The 15,174-nt window shown below is 41.7% G+C and carries 14 protein-coding genes and 1 pseudogene; 2 read left to right on the top strand and 13 right to left on the bottom strand.

Annotated features, from left to right (window positions below; translation table 11 throughout):
- Positions 1-118: 118 nt before the first annotated feature.
- Positions 119-952, bottom strand: a complete 834-nt coding sequence (locus MKY63_RS22285) for a sugar phosphate isomerase/epimerase family protein (RefSeq protein WP_036688698.1) — start codon at positions 950-952, stop codon at positions 119-121.
- A 177-nt stretch (positions 953-1,129) separates the two neighbouring features.
- Here MKY63_RS22285 and MKY63_RS22280 point away from each other — a divergent pair, with 177 nt between their 5' ends.
- The gene (locus tag MKY63_RS22280; protein ID WP_339809835.1) at positions 1,130-2,029 is read left to right on the top strand and encodes a LysR family transcriptional regulator; all 900 of its coding nucleotides are present in this window, start codon (positions 1,130-1,132) and stop codon (positions 2,027-2,029) included.
- Between the two features lie 8 nt (positions 2,030-2,037).
- Here the strand turns inward: MKY63_RS22280 and MKY63_RS22275 are convergent, their stop codons facing one another.
- The 4 genes and pseudogenes from MKY63_RS22275 to MKY63_RS22260 all read right to left on the bottom strand — a co-directional run.
- The gene (locus MKY63_RS22275) at positions 2,038-3,027 is read right to left on the bottom strand and encodes an aldo/keto reductase family protein (protein ID WP_076143801.1); all 990 of its coding nucleotides are present in this window, start codon (positions 3,025-3,027) and stop codon (positions 2,038-2,040) included.
- A gap of 211 nt (positions 3,028-3,238) precedes the next feature.
- Positions 3,239-4,327, bottom strand: coding sequence for a DUF1648 domain-containing protein (locus MKY63_RS22270; RefSeq protein WP_076143799.1), 1,089 nt, complete (start codon positions 4,325-4,327; stop codon positions 3,239-3,241).
- A gap of 406 nt (positions 4,328-4,733) precedes the next feature.
- Positions 4,734-5,024, bottom strand: a complete 291-nt coding sequence (locus MKY63_RS22265; RefSeq protein ID WP_081390232.1) for a MurR/RpiR family transcriptional regulator — start codon at positions 5,022-5,024, stop codon at positions 4,734-4,736.
- Positions 5,014-5,148 (bottom strand): annotated as a pseudogene (locus MKY63_RS22260) (PTS sugar transporter subunit IIC); the annotation flags it as partial. The gene MKY63_RS22265 and the pseudogene MKY63_RS22260, both read right to left, overlap by 11 nt.
- A gap of 234 nt (positions 5,149-5,382) precedes the next feature.
- On the opposite strand from MKY63_RS22260, the gene MKY63_RS22255 reads away from it, so the two are divergent.
- The gene (locus tag MKY63_RS22255) at positions 5,383-6,591 is read left to right on the top strand and encodes a GNAT family N-acetyltransferase (RefSeq protein WP_339809834.1); all 1,209 of its coding nucleotides are present in this window, start codon (positions 5,383-5,385) and stop codon (positions 6,589-6,591) included.
- 96 nt (positions 6,592-6,687) lie between these two features.
- Here the strand turns inward: MKY63_RS22255 and MKY63_RS22250 are convergent, their stop codons facing one another.
- From MKY63_RS22250 to MKY63_RS22215, 8 genes are all read right to left on the bottom strand, one after another.
- On the bottom strand, positions 6,688-7,605 hold the full coding sequence (locus MKY63_RS22250) for a BadF/BadG/BcrA/BcrD ATPase family protein (RefSeq protein WP_076100313.1): 918 nt from the start codon (positions 7,603-7,605) through the stop codon (positions 6,688-6,690).
- A gap of 28 nt (positions 7,606-7,633) precedes the next feature.
- A complete protein-coding gene (locus tag MKY63_RS22245) occupies positions 7,634-9,196 on the bottom strand; it encodes a glycoside hydrolase family 3 protein (protein WP_076106426.1) in 1,563 nt (520 codons plus the stop codon).
- A gap of 17 nt (positions 9,197-9,213) precedes the next feature.
- Positions 9,214-10,356, bottom strand: a complete 1,143-nt coding sequence (locus tag MKY63_RS22240; protein ID WP_076275212.1) for a DUF1343 domain-containing protein — start codon at positions 10,354-10,356, stop codon at positions 9,214-9,216.
- A gap of 98 nt (positions 10,357-10,454) precedes the next feature.
- The gene (locus MKY63_RS22235) at positions 10,455-11,162 is read right to left on the bottom strand and encodes a PIG-L family deacetylase (RefSeq protein WP_076106428.1); all 708 of its coding nucleotides are present in this window, start codon (positions 11,160-11,162) and stop codon (positions 10,455-10,457) included.
- 2 nt (positions 11,163-11,164) lie between these two features.
- Positions 11,165-12,136: a GNAT family N-acetyltransferase gene (locus MKY63_RS22230; protein ID WP_256719405.1), complete on the bottom strand. Its 972-nt coding sequence runs from the start codon at positions 12,134-12,136 to the stop codon at positions 11,165-11,167.
- Positions 12,137-13,357 (bottom strand): anhydro-N-acetylmuramic acid kinase, encoded by a 1,221-nt coding sequence (locus MKY63_RS22225; RefSeq protein ID WP_076275211.1) that lies wholly within the window; start codon positions 13,355-13,357, stop codon positions 12,137-12,139.
- Positions 13,357-14,217 (bottom strand): carbohydrate ABC transporter permease, encoded by an 861-nt coding sequence (locus MKY63_RS22220; RefSeq protein WP_036688719.1) that lies wholly within the window; start codon positions 14,215-14,217, stop codon positions 13,357-13,359. Before MKY63_RS22220 ends, MKY63_RS22225 begins: the two co-directional genes overlap by 1 nt.
- Before the next feature lie 18 nt (positions 14,218-14,235).
- Entirely contained in the window at positions 14,236-15,138 is a 903-nt protein-coding gene (locus MKY63_RS22215) for a sugar ABC transporter permease (RefSeq protein WP_036688721.1), read from the bottom strand.
- Positions 15,139-15,174 lie beyond the last annotated feature (36 nt).

Raw genomic sequence — 15,174 nt, 5'->3', positions numbered from 1 at the left:
TATTAAGAGGCCTATAGACGTATGTAATCCTATGTTTAGAGGAAAAAAATCAACTATCCCATAGAGCAGATAGTTGATTCCTTCCTTAACGCTTCTTCTAATGTAGAGTTCGATGTGTTTAGATTTCTAGCAATGAGAATACTTTATCGAAACCTGCTTTGGAACGGGAAAATAATTCAGATGAACTGTGTGCGGAGGCTGGTGCCAGCACTTCTTGGGCGATAACGCCGGTATACCCGATCTTTGTAAGGCTTCCCAGGAAGCCTGTAAGATCAATAGCCCCTTCCCCTGGATACAATCGATCAAAATCAAGCAATTCTTCTATGGGCAGAGGTTTAGCATCATTGATATGGACATACGCGATTTGATGCGGTTGTAATTTCAGCAGATCCTCACTTGTTAATCCATTTGTATGCCAATGATAGGAATCCAGCAACAAGCCGATATTTCTCACTTGAATGGTGTCTATCCAGTTCAACGTATCATGCATCGTCCAGATCAGCGGATTTGCCCATTGTGTACGTAAGTGATGAGGGCCAACGAACTCTAAGGCTAGCGAAATACCATAAGCGCCTAATATTTCTGCACATAGTCTTAAACGTCTAGTGGCTGCAATCATAAACGGTGCGACCGGAAGATCAGTCGAAGGTAAAATATATGTGCAGCATGTGGTGCACTTTAAGTCAGCAGCGGCCTCAGCCATCTGGGTAAGCGATTTCAGACTCTCCCTAAAGCTATCCTCTGTCGTGCGCCAATCTACCTCTAAACCAAAAGATCCTAGCATGACGCCATGACTTTCCAACAATTGAACTGCCCCATCCTTGCCATATTGATGTACCAACTCTAATGGATTGACGTCTATGGACCGAAACCCGAATTGGCTCGCAAGTCTGATGTATTCTTCATTGGAACTAATCTCACCCAAACCTGCTGTTGTTAATCCTCTTATCATCGTCGTTCTCCCCCTTTATGACCAATCAAACAGTACATCATTGTTCTGGGTACCCATTCCTAGTCTAGCGCATTTGGCACTCGAATAAAACACCTCAGAGGACATGTCATTCCTTTCATTTTTCTTCAAAGATCCTTATACTTGCTTGAAGAAGCATTTCAAGGGAGATTGAACAGTATGGACATAAAAAAGTTACAATACTTTATCGCAGTAGCAGAGGAACTTCATTTTAACCGTGCAGCAGAGAAGCTAAATATGACGCAGCCTCCCTTAAGCCAGCAAATTCAAGCTCTGGAGAATGAGATTGGTGTGAAACTATTAGAACGGAACAAAAGACAAGTTCGTCTCACGCCAGCGGGGGCGGTATTTCTAGAGGAGGCTAAATCCATTTTATCTCAACTGGAACGCTCTATTAAAACAACACAATTAGTCGATCAAGGAATTATCGGACATTTGAACATTGGATTTATAGATTCTGCAGCTGGTGGAGTATTGGTTAATATGTTAAAAATGTTTCGGGAACGTTATCCACAAGTACAACTCAGATTACATGAGATGACGTCTGCTCAGCAATGGCAGGCTTTACATGAAGGAACGATTCACATTGGATTTGTACGTTATACAGAGTCGGGCAAACATATCGGCCATCGTCCCTTAGTCAATGAATCGCTTATTGCCGTTTTGCCAGAGCAGCATCACCTATCTCAATTACCGGTGTTATCCATTCGCTCTTTAGCTTTAGAGCCGTTTATATCGTTCCCGCGTCATTTAGGAGCTCCTTTTCATGACCTCATTATGAGCTTCTGCGCCCAACACGACATGTATCCGAATGTTGTACAGGAAGCCATTCAGATGTACACCATTGTAAATTTGGTAGCTGCTAATCTTGGAGTTTCCATTGTGCCCTCTTCAGTTGCTATTTTTCAGCGTGAAGGTGTCGCATTTCGTCCCTTTGAAGAAAGCACACCATCGATTCCCCTTTATGCCGCTTGGAGAACCGATTGCGATCGTGCCTCCTTACCCGCGTTACTAGAGATCATAGGACAAATGAGTTCAGAAGCTATTAATGGTGAATAATATAATATTCAGCCCGTTTTTCTAGGATCACGTTCAACGAGTCCTTCTAGCACCCTATCGATTTCCAACATTACTTCCCTATCCAGACGAACTCCCGCAGCTCTGGCATTTTCTATAACCTGCTCAGGCTTGGATGCCCCAATAATTGCAGAGGAGACTTGTGTATTTTGCAACACCCATGCTATAGCCAACTGCGGAAGCGTCAACCCAACTTCACTGGCGATGGAAGAGAGATTCGAGACCGCCTCAAGCACCTCAGTCCGAAGCCACTGACCCGCCAATTTATTCATAAATGGTGAGCCCGCAGCGGTTGAAGCACGAGAACCCTCTGGCAATGGTTGCCCTGGCATATATTTACCTGAAAGAATCCCTTGAGCAAGCGGTGACCAGACCACCTGTCCAATCCCTTCCCGCTCACAAGCTTGAACTACCTCCGTCTCCATCACGCGCCATAACATCGAATATTGAGGTTGACTAGCCACCAATGGCACCTTCAATTCCCTCGCCAAAATAGCACCTTCTGCTATCTGATCCGCCGTCCACTCACTTATCCCGACATAGAGAACCTTACCTTGACGCACCAGATCCGAAAAAGCCAAAAAGGTCTCTTCAAGGGATACTGTTGCGTCAAAGCGATGCGCATAATAGATATCAATATAATCGGTCTGTAATCTGTTCAGTGAAGCATGGCACGCCTCCATAATATGCTTGCGAGACAGACCTCTTGCGTTACGTCCCGTCCCTGTGGGATGGCACACCTTGGTACACAATTCGATATCAGCTCTGTGCACTCCTTTTAATGCTTGGCCCAGCACCATCTCAGCTTTCGTATCGGAATATACATCTGCAGTATCAAATGTTGTGATCCCTACATCCAATGCAGCGCGAACACAAGCATGGGCAGTATCATTGTCCACTTGAGCACCATGTGTAATCCAATTACCATAAGCAATCTCACTTAGATGTAAGCCACTAGTTCCTAATTTGCGATAGTTCATTTTATACCCTCCTTTAGATAACAATCTGATTGTAACAAAGAGATATTAATACGAGAAATACTCTTTAATATGTAGTTTAATTCAAAATAGATATTACTGAGACACTTAAAGATAATAAAAAAACACCCTTTAGGCGTTTTTTTCGGTAAATATTCTGTTTCGAAACTCTAACTTCGTCTATACTCCGGTGAGTATTAACCTCCAAGCTTTGTTACCGCACCACAACTAACAGTACAATAATTCCGAGCCAAAACAGCCAGCTTACTGGGTGACCGAAATTTAATCCCCAGCCGACTCCGAGCCTTTTCTTGACGATTAGGTTTGAATCTTTGCTATTGAAATAAATCATACCTAATAGCCATTTTTCATCATCATGGACAGGTCTGACATTGGAGCTATCGGCAGATCGCTCCAAGCGGCTTTCACCCTGACCAGCCCAGAACGTTAAGGCCAAGGCGTATAAAATGATAAGGGCTATTATGATTAGGATAATAGGGATAGCGAAATTCATGTTAAGCTGAGATATCATATTTAGTTGCACGACGGAAAACAGGATAACTATTAAGAAGCTTGCTGTAAGCATAAAATATGACCAAGTACGGCGGTAAGTTGCGTCTTGTCTGATGGAACGGTTAGGATCATTGGGTTGAACCTGCTGCTTCACTCTGCGAATACTCCAATTCTCAAATATGAACAAAAGTGTTATGAACACTTGCATGATCGTAGGCATAAACACAGAACTATAAGATTTAGCTGCATAGCCGTCTACGTTCCAACTGCTGTTGTAATGGATCGGAATCTGATCAGGAATCTGATCGTAGTTGCGTAGCACATTTACAATAGTAACAACAATAATTAAAACATGAATGAGGAACCATTTATTAGACAAGCCAATGTTTCTTTTCCGAAATCCAGTGTCCACTGCCATGATCGATGGTTCCAGAGCAATAGGCAGCATAGGTAGTAAACTTTTCATTTTGAAATGATAGCTAATGTTTATGACTAGGGAGATTACGACCATGGCGAGTGAATAAGTGACAATGATCCAACTTGGTTGCTTGGAATGTTCACCACCGTATATTAGACAGATGATACAAACAATGAATAGGATGGTATGTAAGGTAGCACTAATCCTAGCATATGACTTCCGCATCTGGCGCAGAGGCTCACTATGGAATTGTACAGGGCTGACGGTGACCCCAAAACTAATCGTTTCTCTTGTTAAATAAGGCATGCTTACCATGAGTACAATGGCAGGTACAAATACTAAGATCATTACTATAACAGGCATTATCGTCATATCATTCGCCTCCTCTTATACATAAGTGTGTATTTGAAAACTCTATAACCCTTATAGCATAGGCGATTCATCACTATGCCTTTTTGCGTATGATTATCCTATTAACTTAGGATAGGTAATCGGCTTGAACATAAATTTTATTATAATCGATTTTAGTAACTATAGGGTGAAATTAACAATTTATCCAGTTTTTTTGCTACGCAGTGCTACTCATCTGACAACTGAATTATGGCAAGTACATCTGTTTGAAATTCTGTGAAGGTAAAGGACTCGCCGCGTATCTGCAATGGTGCGGATTACTGCGTCAGAGTATAAATAAGTCCTTCCATGATTAAAATAGTACTTGCTCAGGTTTGTTACATTAAGATATTTCTCTACAATCGCTCGATAAATCGGACGCTTCATTTCATCCACTATCAATGATAGAATGCACCGTTTTATTCGATTCAACATCAAAATAACCAACATACGGCGTATTTTCTACTTCCGCTGATAATCGGATTTTCAGTGCAGGGAAATCATCTATTCCTAGCGACCTGCAAAAACGAACAACCGCCGCACTGCTTGCCTCCGCTTTCGTTGCTAAATCATGTATGGTCATATGCAGCACTTCTTTAGCATTTGCAAGAATGTACTCCGCTACTTTTTTCTCTGATTCTGGCAATTCATTTAAGTCTAGCTCAATTTGCGAAATCATACTTCCCCGCAATTAAACCCGCTCCAACAAATGCAGGAATCAATGGTATGAAAATATTTCCGATTTTTCGCAAAAATTTCTTGAACGGTTTATCATTCTTCTTTTTAAGCTGCGCCTTCATTTGTGCGCTTTGTGCTTTGTAATTGCTCAGCCGAAGTCGCTATTTTCCTAATACTCATTTAGACTATATTGAGCAATCTAAATTTTGTATCACTTCTATGATTCCACACGTTCCATTATTGACGAATTTTTTTTTCAACATTAAACTATAAGTTAAGAAATTAAATTTCAAAAAAAAAACCGTTTTTTTTCATTTATTAAATTTATCCCAACATTACGGCGCAGGAGGAAATGAAAGATGACGACGACACCAAACATCATCGTAATGAACCATCCAACTAGAGAGCAGCTTGAAAAGATTTACGATATTTTAGATGAATGCTTTTCCGTAGGCCGAGCTTTTTTCCAAGAAAGATTAGACCTCGACACCACATATGATCCAGATACAACATGGTTTGCGATGGTAGACGGTAAGATTGCATCCAATGTACAAATTTTCCCGTTTCATATTAGAGTCGGTCAAGCGATCTTGAAAACAGGTGCAATGGGGAGTGTCGGTACAGATCTAAATTACCGCGGGCTGGGGCTTGCACACAAAATTCTTCATGCGCAGACCAACTATATGAAAGAAACCGATTATGATATAAGCTTGCTTTTGGCTAGTAAGCATGCGTTTTATGAAAAAGCTGGCTGGAGACTTATTCCCGAGACTGCTTTCGCAATTGAAAAACCAGCAAGTTTGGAGCAGCAGCAAAACAGTGATGAAATCATTCCTTTTGAAGCCTGTTATCTCGATGATATCCGTTTCATCTATGAACAATTTAATAAGAATCGTACCTACACCGTGATCCGAAGTAAAACGTATTGGAATGATTTATTGACCTGGCCGGAATGGAAGAAAGTTGACTGCTTGCTCCTTCGCAGAAATGGGAAAATCGTCGCTTATGGCATCATTGAAAAGAAAGATACTGAACAAGTATTTATTAATGAATTATTGTATTTGAACGAAGCCGAAAACGGCGTTGAAGCTTTGTTTCATGCCTTATGTCAGCTGCGACAAAATGCAAAGCAAATATTAGCGATGCTCCCAGAGGACCATAAGCTATATTCCTATTACCAACAGCATCAAGCAAATTCAATTCAAATCAATATGGCGATGTGGAAAATGATCAATCTCAGTTCAACTTTCCATAAGCTTCAGCCTGAATTAGAAGATCGCCTAAACCGTAGCAACATAATTGCAGGCCAGGAGCTGCATATTGCACTTCGCAGCAATGAGGACTGTATCTACTTGGATTATAAGCAAAAGCAGCTTTCTGTTTCCGATGCTAGTAATCATACCAATCCCTATACTTCAATAGAAGTAGATGAACGCGAGCTAATGACTTATATCATGTTCGGCTATAATGAAGCAGGCGCAGCAAAGGACAGTACTGAGCACGCTAACATCCTTCAAGCTCTATTTCCGAAACAACAAGCCGTGTTTTATTTGACTGATAAATTTTAAGCCATTTTTGATTCCTACCATTTTAAAATAAGGGTGTGTCGCAAGTCCAACTGCTCGGACTTATGACACACCCTTATTTTTCCATAGCGACAAAAACTAGTCGTTGTTCTTTTTTGATCTTCCTAACAGGACAGCACCGTAGGCTGCATCCTTAATCGGCAAAATCAACTTTGTTTGCGGGTAGCTCTGTGCGAGCTTTCGCTCCAAGGCTTCTTTCACAAAGCGAGACTTTTGCAGCACACTTCCTGCAATCGCAATCGGACTTTCATATAGCTTAAGCCGTTCAATAACAGGCACAACAAGCTCATATAGATTGGCTGCACATTTCTCCGCTAACGCTATTGCATGTGCATCGCCCTTCTCGCATGCGGTCGTCATAATCGGTGCGAGCTGCGCAATATCTTTTTTCGTCGTATTTTTATCATAAACAAAGCCAATAATCTCTTTCACAGTGCTTAATCCAAGCTGCTCATATACCATCGCTGGGATGACCGTATCGGTTATTCTTCCGTCCTCCACTTGAACTAATCCGGATAATAGATCGCGCCCAATACTATAACCGCTTCCCTCGTCATCAATCAGATGACCAAAACCTCCTGTGCGATGCTGCTCTCCTTTTTCATTGACCCCAAAGCAAATCGATCCTGTACCGGCAATGAGAATGATGCCTTGCATCGCATTTTGTGCCCCGTATAATGCGGTTTCTTGATCGCCAGTAATCGTTAATGGCCCGATATAACCGTTATTTCTCACATGCTGCTCCAAAAAATTGATGACCAGCGGATTACTTATTCCTGCCGCACCTATACATATATGAGCAACTTCTTGTAAATTACTGCAGTAGAGCTTCATTTGACTAAAAATTTTCTCAAAGGAAGCGGCAATAGCATCAGCATCACCACCGTTATAATTAATAGGCCCTACAGTAAAGGTGAATAAAGAGTCTTCCTGGTCATGCGTAATGGTGACAGCTGTTTTCGTGCCACCCCCATCAATTCCAACGATAAATGCCATACCTATGTCCCCTTGTTGTACTTTTTATCTACATCTGTATCGTAATCTTGGCGGTGGGTACAACCTCACCATTTAGGATTGGAAGGAGTGATTTGAATGCATCAAGTGTATACTCAAATGCCGCAATTCCGCAGAACTCGCCTTCGATTAACGGTAAATCATACGGGCGACCTAATGTAATGGCCGTTACTTTGCAGCCTGCTGCCAGCAGCTTCTGAACAAGCGCAAGCTGACCTTTGTTTTCACGCGCATTAAACAAGCCGATAACAATATGCTTGTAGCCTTGTACCTTTGGCAGCGCAGCGTTGATTTGCTCCTCACTCGGGTCAATGTCGATAATCTCATAAGCTGTATTAAAATGCTCCCCCATATATTGCGGAAAGCTAAGAGCTTGATTCAAGCTGCTGGACGCAAGATCGGTGCGGTATGAATAGGAACCCATAAATAACACTTGCTCGTCACCGGTATGAATGGGCTGGAGCTCACCTTTAATGAGGCAGATCGTTTCCGTACGCATTAGCTCATTTGCTCGGCGATGTACATCGCAGCCAACTAGTTCATAATCTAGCTCCTCAATCGTCGCATATTGTGCTTTATAAGCTAAAATTTTTGTAACAGCTGCATCAATTAGCGCTTCATCCAAGTCACCGGTGGCTACAGCTTCTTCGATCAAATGAATCGCTTCCTTCACTGTCTCAGGAGTATGACTAATGAATACCAAATCAATACCTGCTTTAACAGCTCCTAACGCTCCTTTTGCCGTACCATAGTATCGTTTGATCGCGTCCATTTCTAAACAATCCGATACAACTAACCCTTTATATCCTAATTTTCCTTTTAATATCTCTGTAATAATGGTATGAGACATAGTTCCGGGCACACCGGATTTTTCAATTTTCGGAAATAAAATATGTGCACTCATAATCGCTTGAGCTCCTTGCTCAATTGCTGCCTTAAACGGCAGCAGCTCAAGCTGCTCTAATTCCTCAAGTGTTTTTTCAATGCTAGGCAAGCCAATATGTGAATCGACATTTGTATCACCATGACCTGGAAAATGCTTAAGTGAGGACATGACGCCTCCATCGAGCAATCCCTTCATCATTTGAATTCCATACTGGGATACTGTTGCAACAGAATCACCATATGAACGAACATTTATGACTGGATTCAATGCATTATTGTTAACATCCATAACTGGAGCTAGATTAAAATTAATACCTAATGCTTTCAATTCTCTGGCAGTCATTCTGCCTGCTGCATACGCATTTTCAGGTCGTCCTGAAGAAGCAATTGCCATGGCTCCAGCAACATTGGTCGCGTCTTTAGGCATACGAGTGACTCGACCGCCTTCTTGGTCGATCGTAATAAAACCCGGGATACCAGTATGTGTCGTGTACCATTGCTGCAGCTCAGTAACAAGCTGGCCTAATTGATATTTATTGTCGATATTATGTGAGAATAAAATAATATTGCCCACTTTATAATGCTCAATAACTTCCTTCAGCTCAGGAGTGATCTCGGTTGAAGGGAAGCCTGTTACGAACATTTGTCCAATCTTTTCGCGCAAGCTCATATGTTCTATTGTTCTCATCAATTATTCACCTTCCTCTAGCGATATAAATGATACTGCTGTGTTATTTCTGCAAATTGCTTGCTTTCCGCTGCAAACTGTTCAAGCAGCTGCTTGGCTTGCATATTTTCCGTACGATACATGCTGTCTCCCCCCAGCAAATCGATAAATGGGCGAGAGCCCTCCTTCACAGGAGGCAGGAATGAAAATTGCTCGTACAAATCTCTTATCGTAAATAATAAGGTTACCCCAACTTCTAAAGGCCTCAGCACTTGGAGATCTGTAATGTAAATTTGTACCCCGCCGCATAGCTCGCCACAATGTTTAGATGACGTTGGCTTGAAATAAACTGGACGAAAAAGCACACCCGGGATACCTTTTGCATTCATCTCATCTGCCAATTGCTGCGCTTGAATGAACGGAGCACCAATCATTTCAAACGGGAACGTTGTGCCTCGTCCTTCCGAGCAGTTCGTGCCTTCAAATAAACATGTTCCTGTATATAATAACGCTGTTTCATATCGTGGCATTCCAAGTGAAGGATGAACCCAAGTTAATCCTGTATCCGGGAAGGACATGCTCCGTTCCCAGCCTTCCAAACGAACGACATGCAGCGATGCATTCCAATTCATTTGATCATTTGCCATCGTTGCTACCTCACCTGCTGTTAAGCCGTATCGCACGGCTAGCTCGTAATTTCCAACAAATGATTTGAAGCCGGGCTTCAAGACATTCCCTTCTACCGTTACCCCGTTAAGCGGATTAACACGATCAAGAACAACAAATTCCACACCTGCATTTGCACAATCTTCAAGTGCATATAGCATCGTATAAATAAATGTGTAATAGCGTACACCAACATCTTGAATATCGTATACAATGATGTCTACTTCATTCAGCATTTCTTTTGTTAAACGCTTGGAGTCTTTACGGTACATGCTATAGACTGGAACATTCGTAAAAGGATCCATGTAAGTGTCTACTACTGCCCCTGCATCCAAATCTCCGCGAACGCCATGCTCAGGTGAAAACATCGCAGCAAGATTAAAATTTTCATGTAATATAGTAATCGTTGATGCAAAATCCTTCGTAAGACCTGTCGGCGCTGTAATCAATCCTACGCGCTTACCTTCGAACAAATAACGATAATTCGTTATAGAATCAATCCCATTTAACACCATATGAAGCTGCCTCCTAGCTGCTTTTTCGCATAAATGGATAGAACAAGGGAATGTTTCCTGCTATACATAGAAACACTCCCTCTTAGCTAGTTGAATAGTTACCAAAGACTAGACTGCCTAACCTTCACCGTTTCAGCTGGCACCATAAATGCTTCTGCATATGTCTTTCTTGCTTCACAGCCGCGAACAACTGCTAGTGCTTTATAATAATCCATGTATTTGAAAGATTTGCTATTCGTCACAAACCAATGCTTGCTTAAAGCATCTATCCATAGATCAAATGCCGCTTGATCGAAATCCACATATACGTAAGGGACATAATCAACCGCATCCTCCCAGTTTTCGGAGTAATATAATCTTGCTGCAAAGTGCGCGGGGAGCGCTCGTTCAAAGGATGATAGACTTGCGAAGAAACGGGCATCATTTACGATATGATGCGTTAGCGCATGGTCCTTATGCATACTGTTTTTCCAGTGTGTAATAATAATGTTAGGCTTCACGCGACGAATTACATCACAAACCTCCATACGAATTTCTTGATTGTCAGGCAACTCTCCGTCACAATAATCATCGAATACAATGGCTTCACCGCCTAGCATATCCGCAAAAACCTGTGCCTCTTTCACTTTTTGCTGACGATATTCCTTCATATCCTGTCCTGCCGGGACCCCTCGTTCACCCGCAGTTAACGCTAGTGTCACAATGCGATCTCCCTTTAAACTATGACTAGCGAGCACACCACCAGAAGCTAGCTCCACATCACCAACATGCGCTCCAATTGCTAATACTGTGAATTTTTCGCTCATCTTTAAAGTTCCCTCCGCAATATAGAAAATTGTTTTTCAATAGTAAAGCCCGCTTTTTGATAGATTCGAAGAGCCGGATTATTATTTCCAGTGAATAGAGAGATATATTGACAGCCCACATTTTGAAAAGCTTCAACCATTCTGAAAAATAATACACTGCCAAGGCCATGACCCTCATGCTCTGGGTGCACTCCGATACCGCAAAAAAATGCTCTTCCATCAGGCTGCGAAATAATTGGACCCGCAAAGCCCACAACCTCGTTGCCGTACACAGCTACTACAAGTGGTGCGCCAACCTTCACATAAGTAACAACATCCTTCTTCCACTGCGGATTTTGCAGGGCAGCAAGCGTTGCTTCAAGCCCTGTATGTAAATCAGGGACATAGGAAGTAATGTAATAGTCCTTGCTATTTGCATTGGTTTCCTTATCTAAAATACCTTCGGGAACTATAAAGCTTCCGAGTTTTAAATACATGCCGCATTGCCTCGCTCGATCTTCGTAGCCTCTAGCAATTAAAGCTTCATATAGTGGCTGGTCCTTACTGATGCCCGGGGCATTATTATGCTCATGCTGAGGTGCACTTGGTATACTCCACTTCAGCTTAACAGGGTTGAAAAACAATACATCCGCTTGTCTTTTCCCAAGTTCTTGGAATCTTTTTTCTAAACGCAATAGAAAAGCATCGTAAAGCTCCAGAGAAGCCACATGGGTATCTATAATAACACTCGTAATATAACCCGCCACATCTCCAAGAGGGAGATCGTCACCGCAGCAGCCAGCTGCAAAACCAACAATCCCTTTTTCGTCACAGCCTACCCATATACAGTCAGCGTCAAAATAAGGATGGTCGATGAATGTATCTTGAAACTCTCGCTCTGTAAATGGCTTATAATCATATTTTGTAGCCTCACGATTCCAAAGCTCTACAACTGCAGAGTGATCTTCAATTGAAAAGGGTCTGATTTGCATCATTTAAGCCTCCTGTGAACGTCCAATATAGGGCCAGGAAATTTTGCCCATTACTACTGGCTGTGAAGCTCCAGTTACTAGCGGGATATTGTTTGGTAAGCGCTCCATCGTGTAATACGCTAGCAGAGCAAAAGCAATTGCTTCCTTAGCATCACTATTACCACCGATATCCTCCTGCGTCAGCACCTGCACGTTATGCGGTGCAAATAAGTGTTGTAAATCACGCAAAAGCGTCTTGTTATAGCTTCCACCGCCGCCAATTAACAATTGCTCAGCCTGATGCTGCGGTGCAATATACCGTTCATAGCTATCGACGATGCTCCAGGCAGTTAAGTACGTAGCTGTTGCAACAACATCTTCCGCTTTCCAGTGATTAACCTTCATCATTTCAATAATTTGTGCCACGTATTGTTGGCCAAACCGTTCTCTGCCTGTCGATTTTGGTAACGGCATCTTATAATATTTATCCTGCTGCATCCATTTCAATAGCTCATCAATCACTTGACCGCCCGCACCAATTTCGCCATCAACATCCATGGTCATAGGTGCAAATAATTGCGATACAAGGCCATCGATAATCATATTTCCAGGACCCGTATCAAAAGCAAATACCTCATCCAATGAGGCATTTACAGGCAAAACAGTCACATTGCCTATTCCGCCAATATTTTGCATCAGAATTGTTTTCTCTGGATTGTTAAACAATAAGTATTCGGTAAATGGTACTAACGGAGCTCCTTGTCCACCCATTGCCATGTCAGCAACTCGAAAGTCTGATACGCAAGGAATTCCTGTGCGATTGGCGATAACTGCACCATCCCCAATCTGAACAGTACAATGCAGATTATAGCCGCCCATAACATTCTCTTCCGGAGCATGATAGATTGTTTGACCATGCGAACCTACTGCGAATATTTGCGAAGGCGAAAGGCCGCATTTCCCTATAACGGATAATGTGGCTTGGGCGTATAATTCGCCAAGCCACATATTCATTGCGCCAACCTTATCAATCGTAGCGCTAGCGGGATCAAAAAGCTCAAATATGGAGTTTCTAACTTGCACCTCAAAAGGTGTGTTTTCAAAAGCCAGTAATTCAATCTCTACTCCATGCTCTTTTTCGGCTGATGGGAAAAGCTTAACTACTGCTGCATCAATACCATCTACTGATGTACCTGACATCAAGCCAACTAAGTATGTTGCATCAACTTTTGATTGTTTGTCCATTAACCTTTCACCGCTCCAACTGTTACCCCTTCAAGGAAGTATTTTTGTAAACTGAAGAACAAAATAAACATTGGAACTGCTGAAATGGTTGCCCCCGCCATCATCGGTGCAAAGTAAGTTGTATTCGCAAAGCGAAAGTTTTTCAAGCCGACCTGAATGGTTTGCATATCCATCGTATTCGTTACTAGGAACGGCCAGAAAAAGTCATTCCATGCCGCCATGAACGTTAGGATTGCTAGTACTGCCATAATTGTTTTAGATAGAGGCATAATGATATACCAGAAGATTTTAGGCTGGGAACAACCTTCGATTTTAGCAGATTCAATAATTTCACCTGGAATGGAGGACATGAACTGCTTAACCAAGAAGATATTGTATACCGTTACTATGCTCGGCATAATCAACGCTGTGTACGTATTTTGTAATTCAAAAATGTTTACGATCAAAATATATAGTGGAACCTGAGTGACTTGAACAGGAATCATCATAGATCCCAGCAAAATAGCGAACAAAATGTTTTTCCCTTTAAATTTCATTTTTGCAAAAGCATATCCAGCAAGTGTAGCAAAAAATACGTTAGATACCGTGATACACGCTGCCACTATAAAGGAGTTCAATAACCAGTCCCATGTATGTGGGCTGAAGTTAAAGAAGAATTTATAAGATTCAAATGAAATCTTCGATGGTAGGATAGAATAGCTCATTGCACCAGCTTCTACCGGATCACCGAACGAGGAGATGACCATAAAGTATATCGGGAATATGGTAGCTGCGGCAAATAGGATAAGGAACGTAATGTTTGCACCATTACGTATAAACAGATACCCTTTGCTTCTTAAGCTATTGTTGTACAAACCCATAGTATTCTGCTCCTTTTCCTAGTATTCTACATCTTTACCTATAAACTTGAATTGAAGGAATGAGATAAATCCGATAATCGCTGCTAGAACTAATGATTGTGCCGCTGCCTCACCAAACTCAAAATATGTGAACGCATTGTTAAAGATTAACAAACCTACCATTGTTGTTGCATGGTCTGGTCCACCGCCTGTCATAAGATAAGCGTTTTGGAATACTTGGAAGGAACCGATAACACCAGTAACAAGTAGGAATAGCGTTGTTGGCTTAAGGAAAGGGACAACGATAAACCAAAGCTTTTGCAGGAAAGACGCGCCATCAATTTCAGCTGCTTCATAATAGCTGTTATCAATAGCGAGTAATGCGGCTATATAAATAATAATTGCTGTACCATGACTTGATAACCATGACATTAATACAAGTGAGAACATTGCAGTTGCACTGGAACCAAGCCAGTTTTGATTTTCAATACCTAAAAAACTCACGAGCTTATTGGCAATACCTGATTTTAACGGATCGAAGATCCACAGCCACACAACAGAAAGCGCTACACCAGATGCTACGGCTGGCAAGTAATATAGTGCTTTAAAGATCGTTTGTGTTTTTTTCTTGAAAGGAATAATCAAAATTGAAATTAAAAATGATAGAAGAATATTAAACGGAACAGTTAATAGCGTATATACTAACGTATTTTTCAGCGCTTTCCAGAAAAGTTCATCTGAAAAAGAGTTAACGAAGTTATCCACGCCGACAAAAGTGGATCCTAATGGACCATATTTTTGTAAGCTGATAATAAAAGCATTGATGACTGGATATGCGGTAAATAAAGAAAACGCAATAAGTGCTACTGCGATAAACGCGTATCCCCAACCTGAGTCACTTTCGAGTTTCAATTTTTTTCTTTTAGTCAACGTTTGATTCATTGGGTCGCACCTCTCTTCTAAAAACAGTACAAGCTC

The organism is Paenibacillus sp. FSL R7-0189 (genome assembly GCF_037969925.1).
Classification (GTDB): domain Bacteria; phylum Bacillota; class Bacilli; order Paenibacillales; family Paenibacillaceae; genus Paenibacillus_AQ; species Paenibacillus_AQ odorifer.
Note: the sequence above shows the minus strand (reverse complement) of the source record. Positions and strands in the feature narration are given on the sequence as shown.

Bases quoted from the DNA above. Each gene is read 5' to 3' on its own strand.
- MKY63_RS22285 (WP_036688698.1), bottom strand. From the start codon at position 952: ATGATAAGAGGATTAACAACAGCAGGTTTGGGTGAGATTAGTTCCAAT.
- MKY63_RS22280 (WP_339809835.1), top strand. From the start codon at position 1,130: ATGGACATAAAAAAGTTACAATACTTTATCGCAGTAGCAGAGGAACTT.
- MKY63_RS22275 (WP_076143801.1), bottom strand. From the start codon at position 3,027: ATGAACTATCGCAAATTAGGAACTAGTGGCTTACATCTAAGTGAGATT.
- MKY63_RS22270 (WP_076143799.1), bottom strand. From the start codon at position 4,327: ATGACGATAATGCCTGTTATAGTAATGATCTTAGTATTTGTACCTGCC.
- MKY63_RS22265 (WP_081390232.1), bottom strand. From the start codon at position 5,024: ATGATTTCGCAAATTGAGCTAGACTTAAATGAATTGCCAGAATCAGAG.
- MKY63_RS22255 (WP_339809834.1), top strand. From the start codon at position 5,383: ATGACGACGACACCAAACATCATCGTAATGAACCATCCAACTAGAGAG.
- MKY63_RS22250 (WP_076100313.1), bottom strand. From the start codon at position 7,605: ATGGCATTTATCGTTGGAATTGATGGGGGTGGCACGAAAACAGCTGTC.
- MKY63_RS22245 (WP_076106426.1), bottom strand. From the start codon at position 9,196: ATGAGAACAATAGAACATATGAGCTTGCGCGAAAAGATTGGACAAATG.
- MKY63_RS22240 (WP_076275212.1), bottom strand. From the start codon at position 10,356: ATGGTGTTAAATGGGATTGATTCTATAACGAATTATCGTTATTTGTTC.
- MKY63_RS22235 (WP_076106428.1), bottom strand. From the start codon at position 11,162: ATGAGCGAAAAATTCACAGTATTAGCAATTGGAGCGCATGTTGGTGAT.
- MKY63_RS22230 (WP_256719405.1), bottom strand. From the start codon at position 12,136: ATGATGCAAATCAGACCCTTTTCAATTGAAGATCACTCTGCAGTTGTA.
- MKY63_RS22225 (WP_076275211.1), bottom strand. From the start codon at position 13,357: ATGGACAAACAATCAAAAGTTGATGCAACATACTTAGTTGGCTTGATG.
- MKY63_RS22220 (WP_036688719.1), bottom strand. From the start codon at position 14,217: ATGGGTTTGTACAACAATAGCTTAAGAAGCAAAGGGTATCTGTTTATA.
- MKY63_RS22215 (WP_036688721.1), bottom strand. From the start codon at position 15,138: ATGAATCAAACGTTGACTAAAAGAAAAAAATTGAAACTCGAAAGTGAC.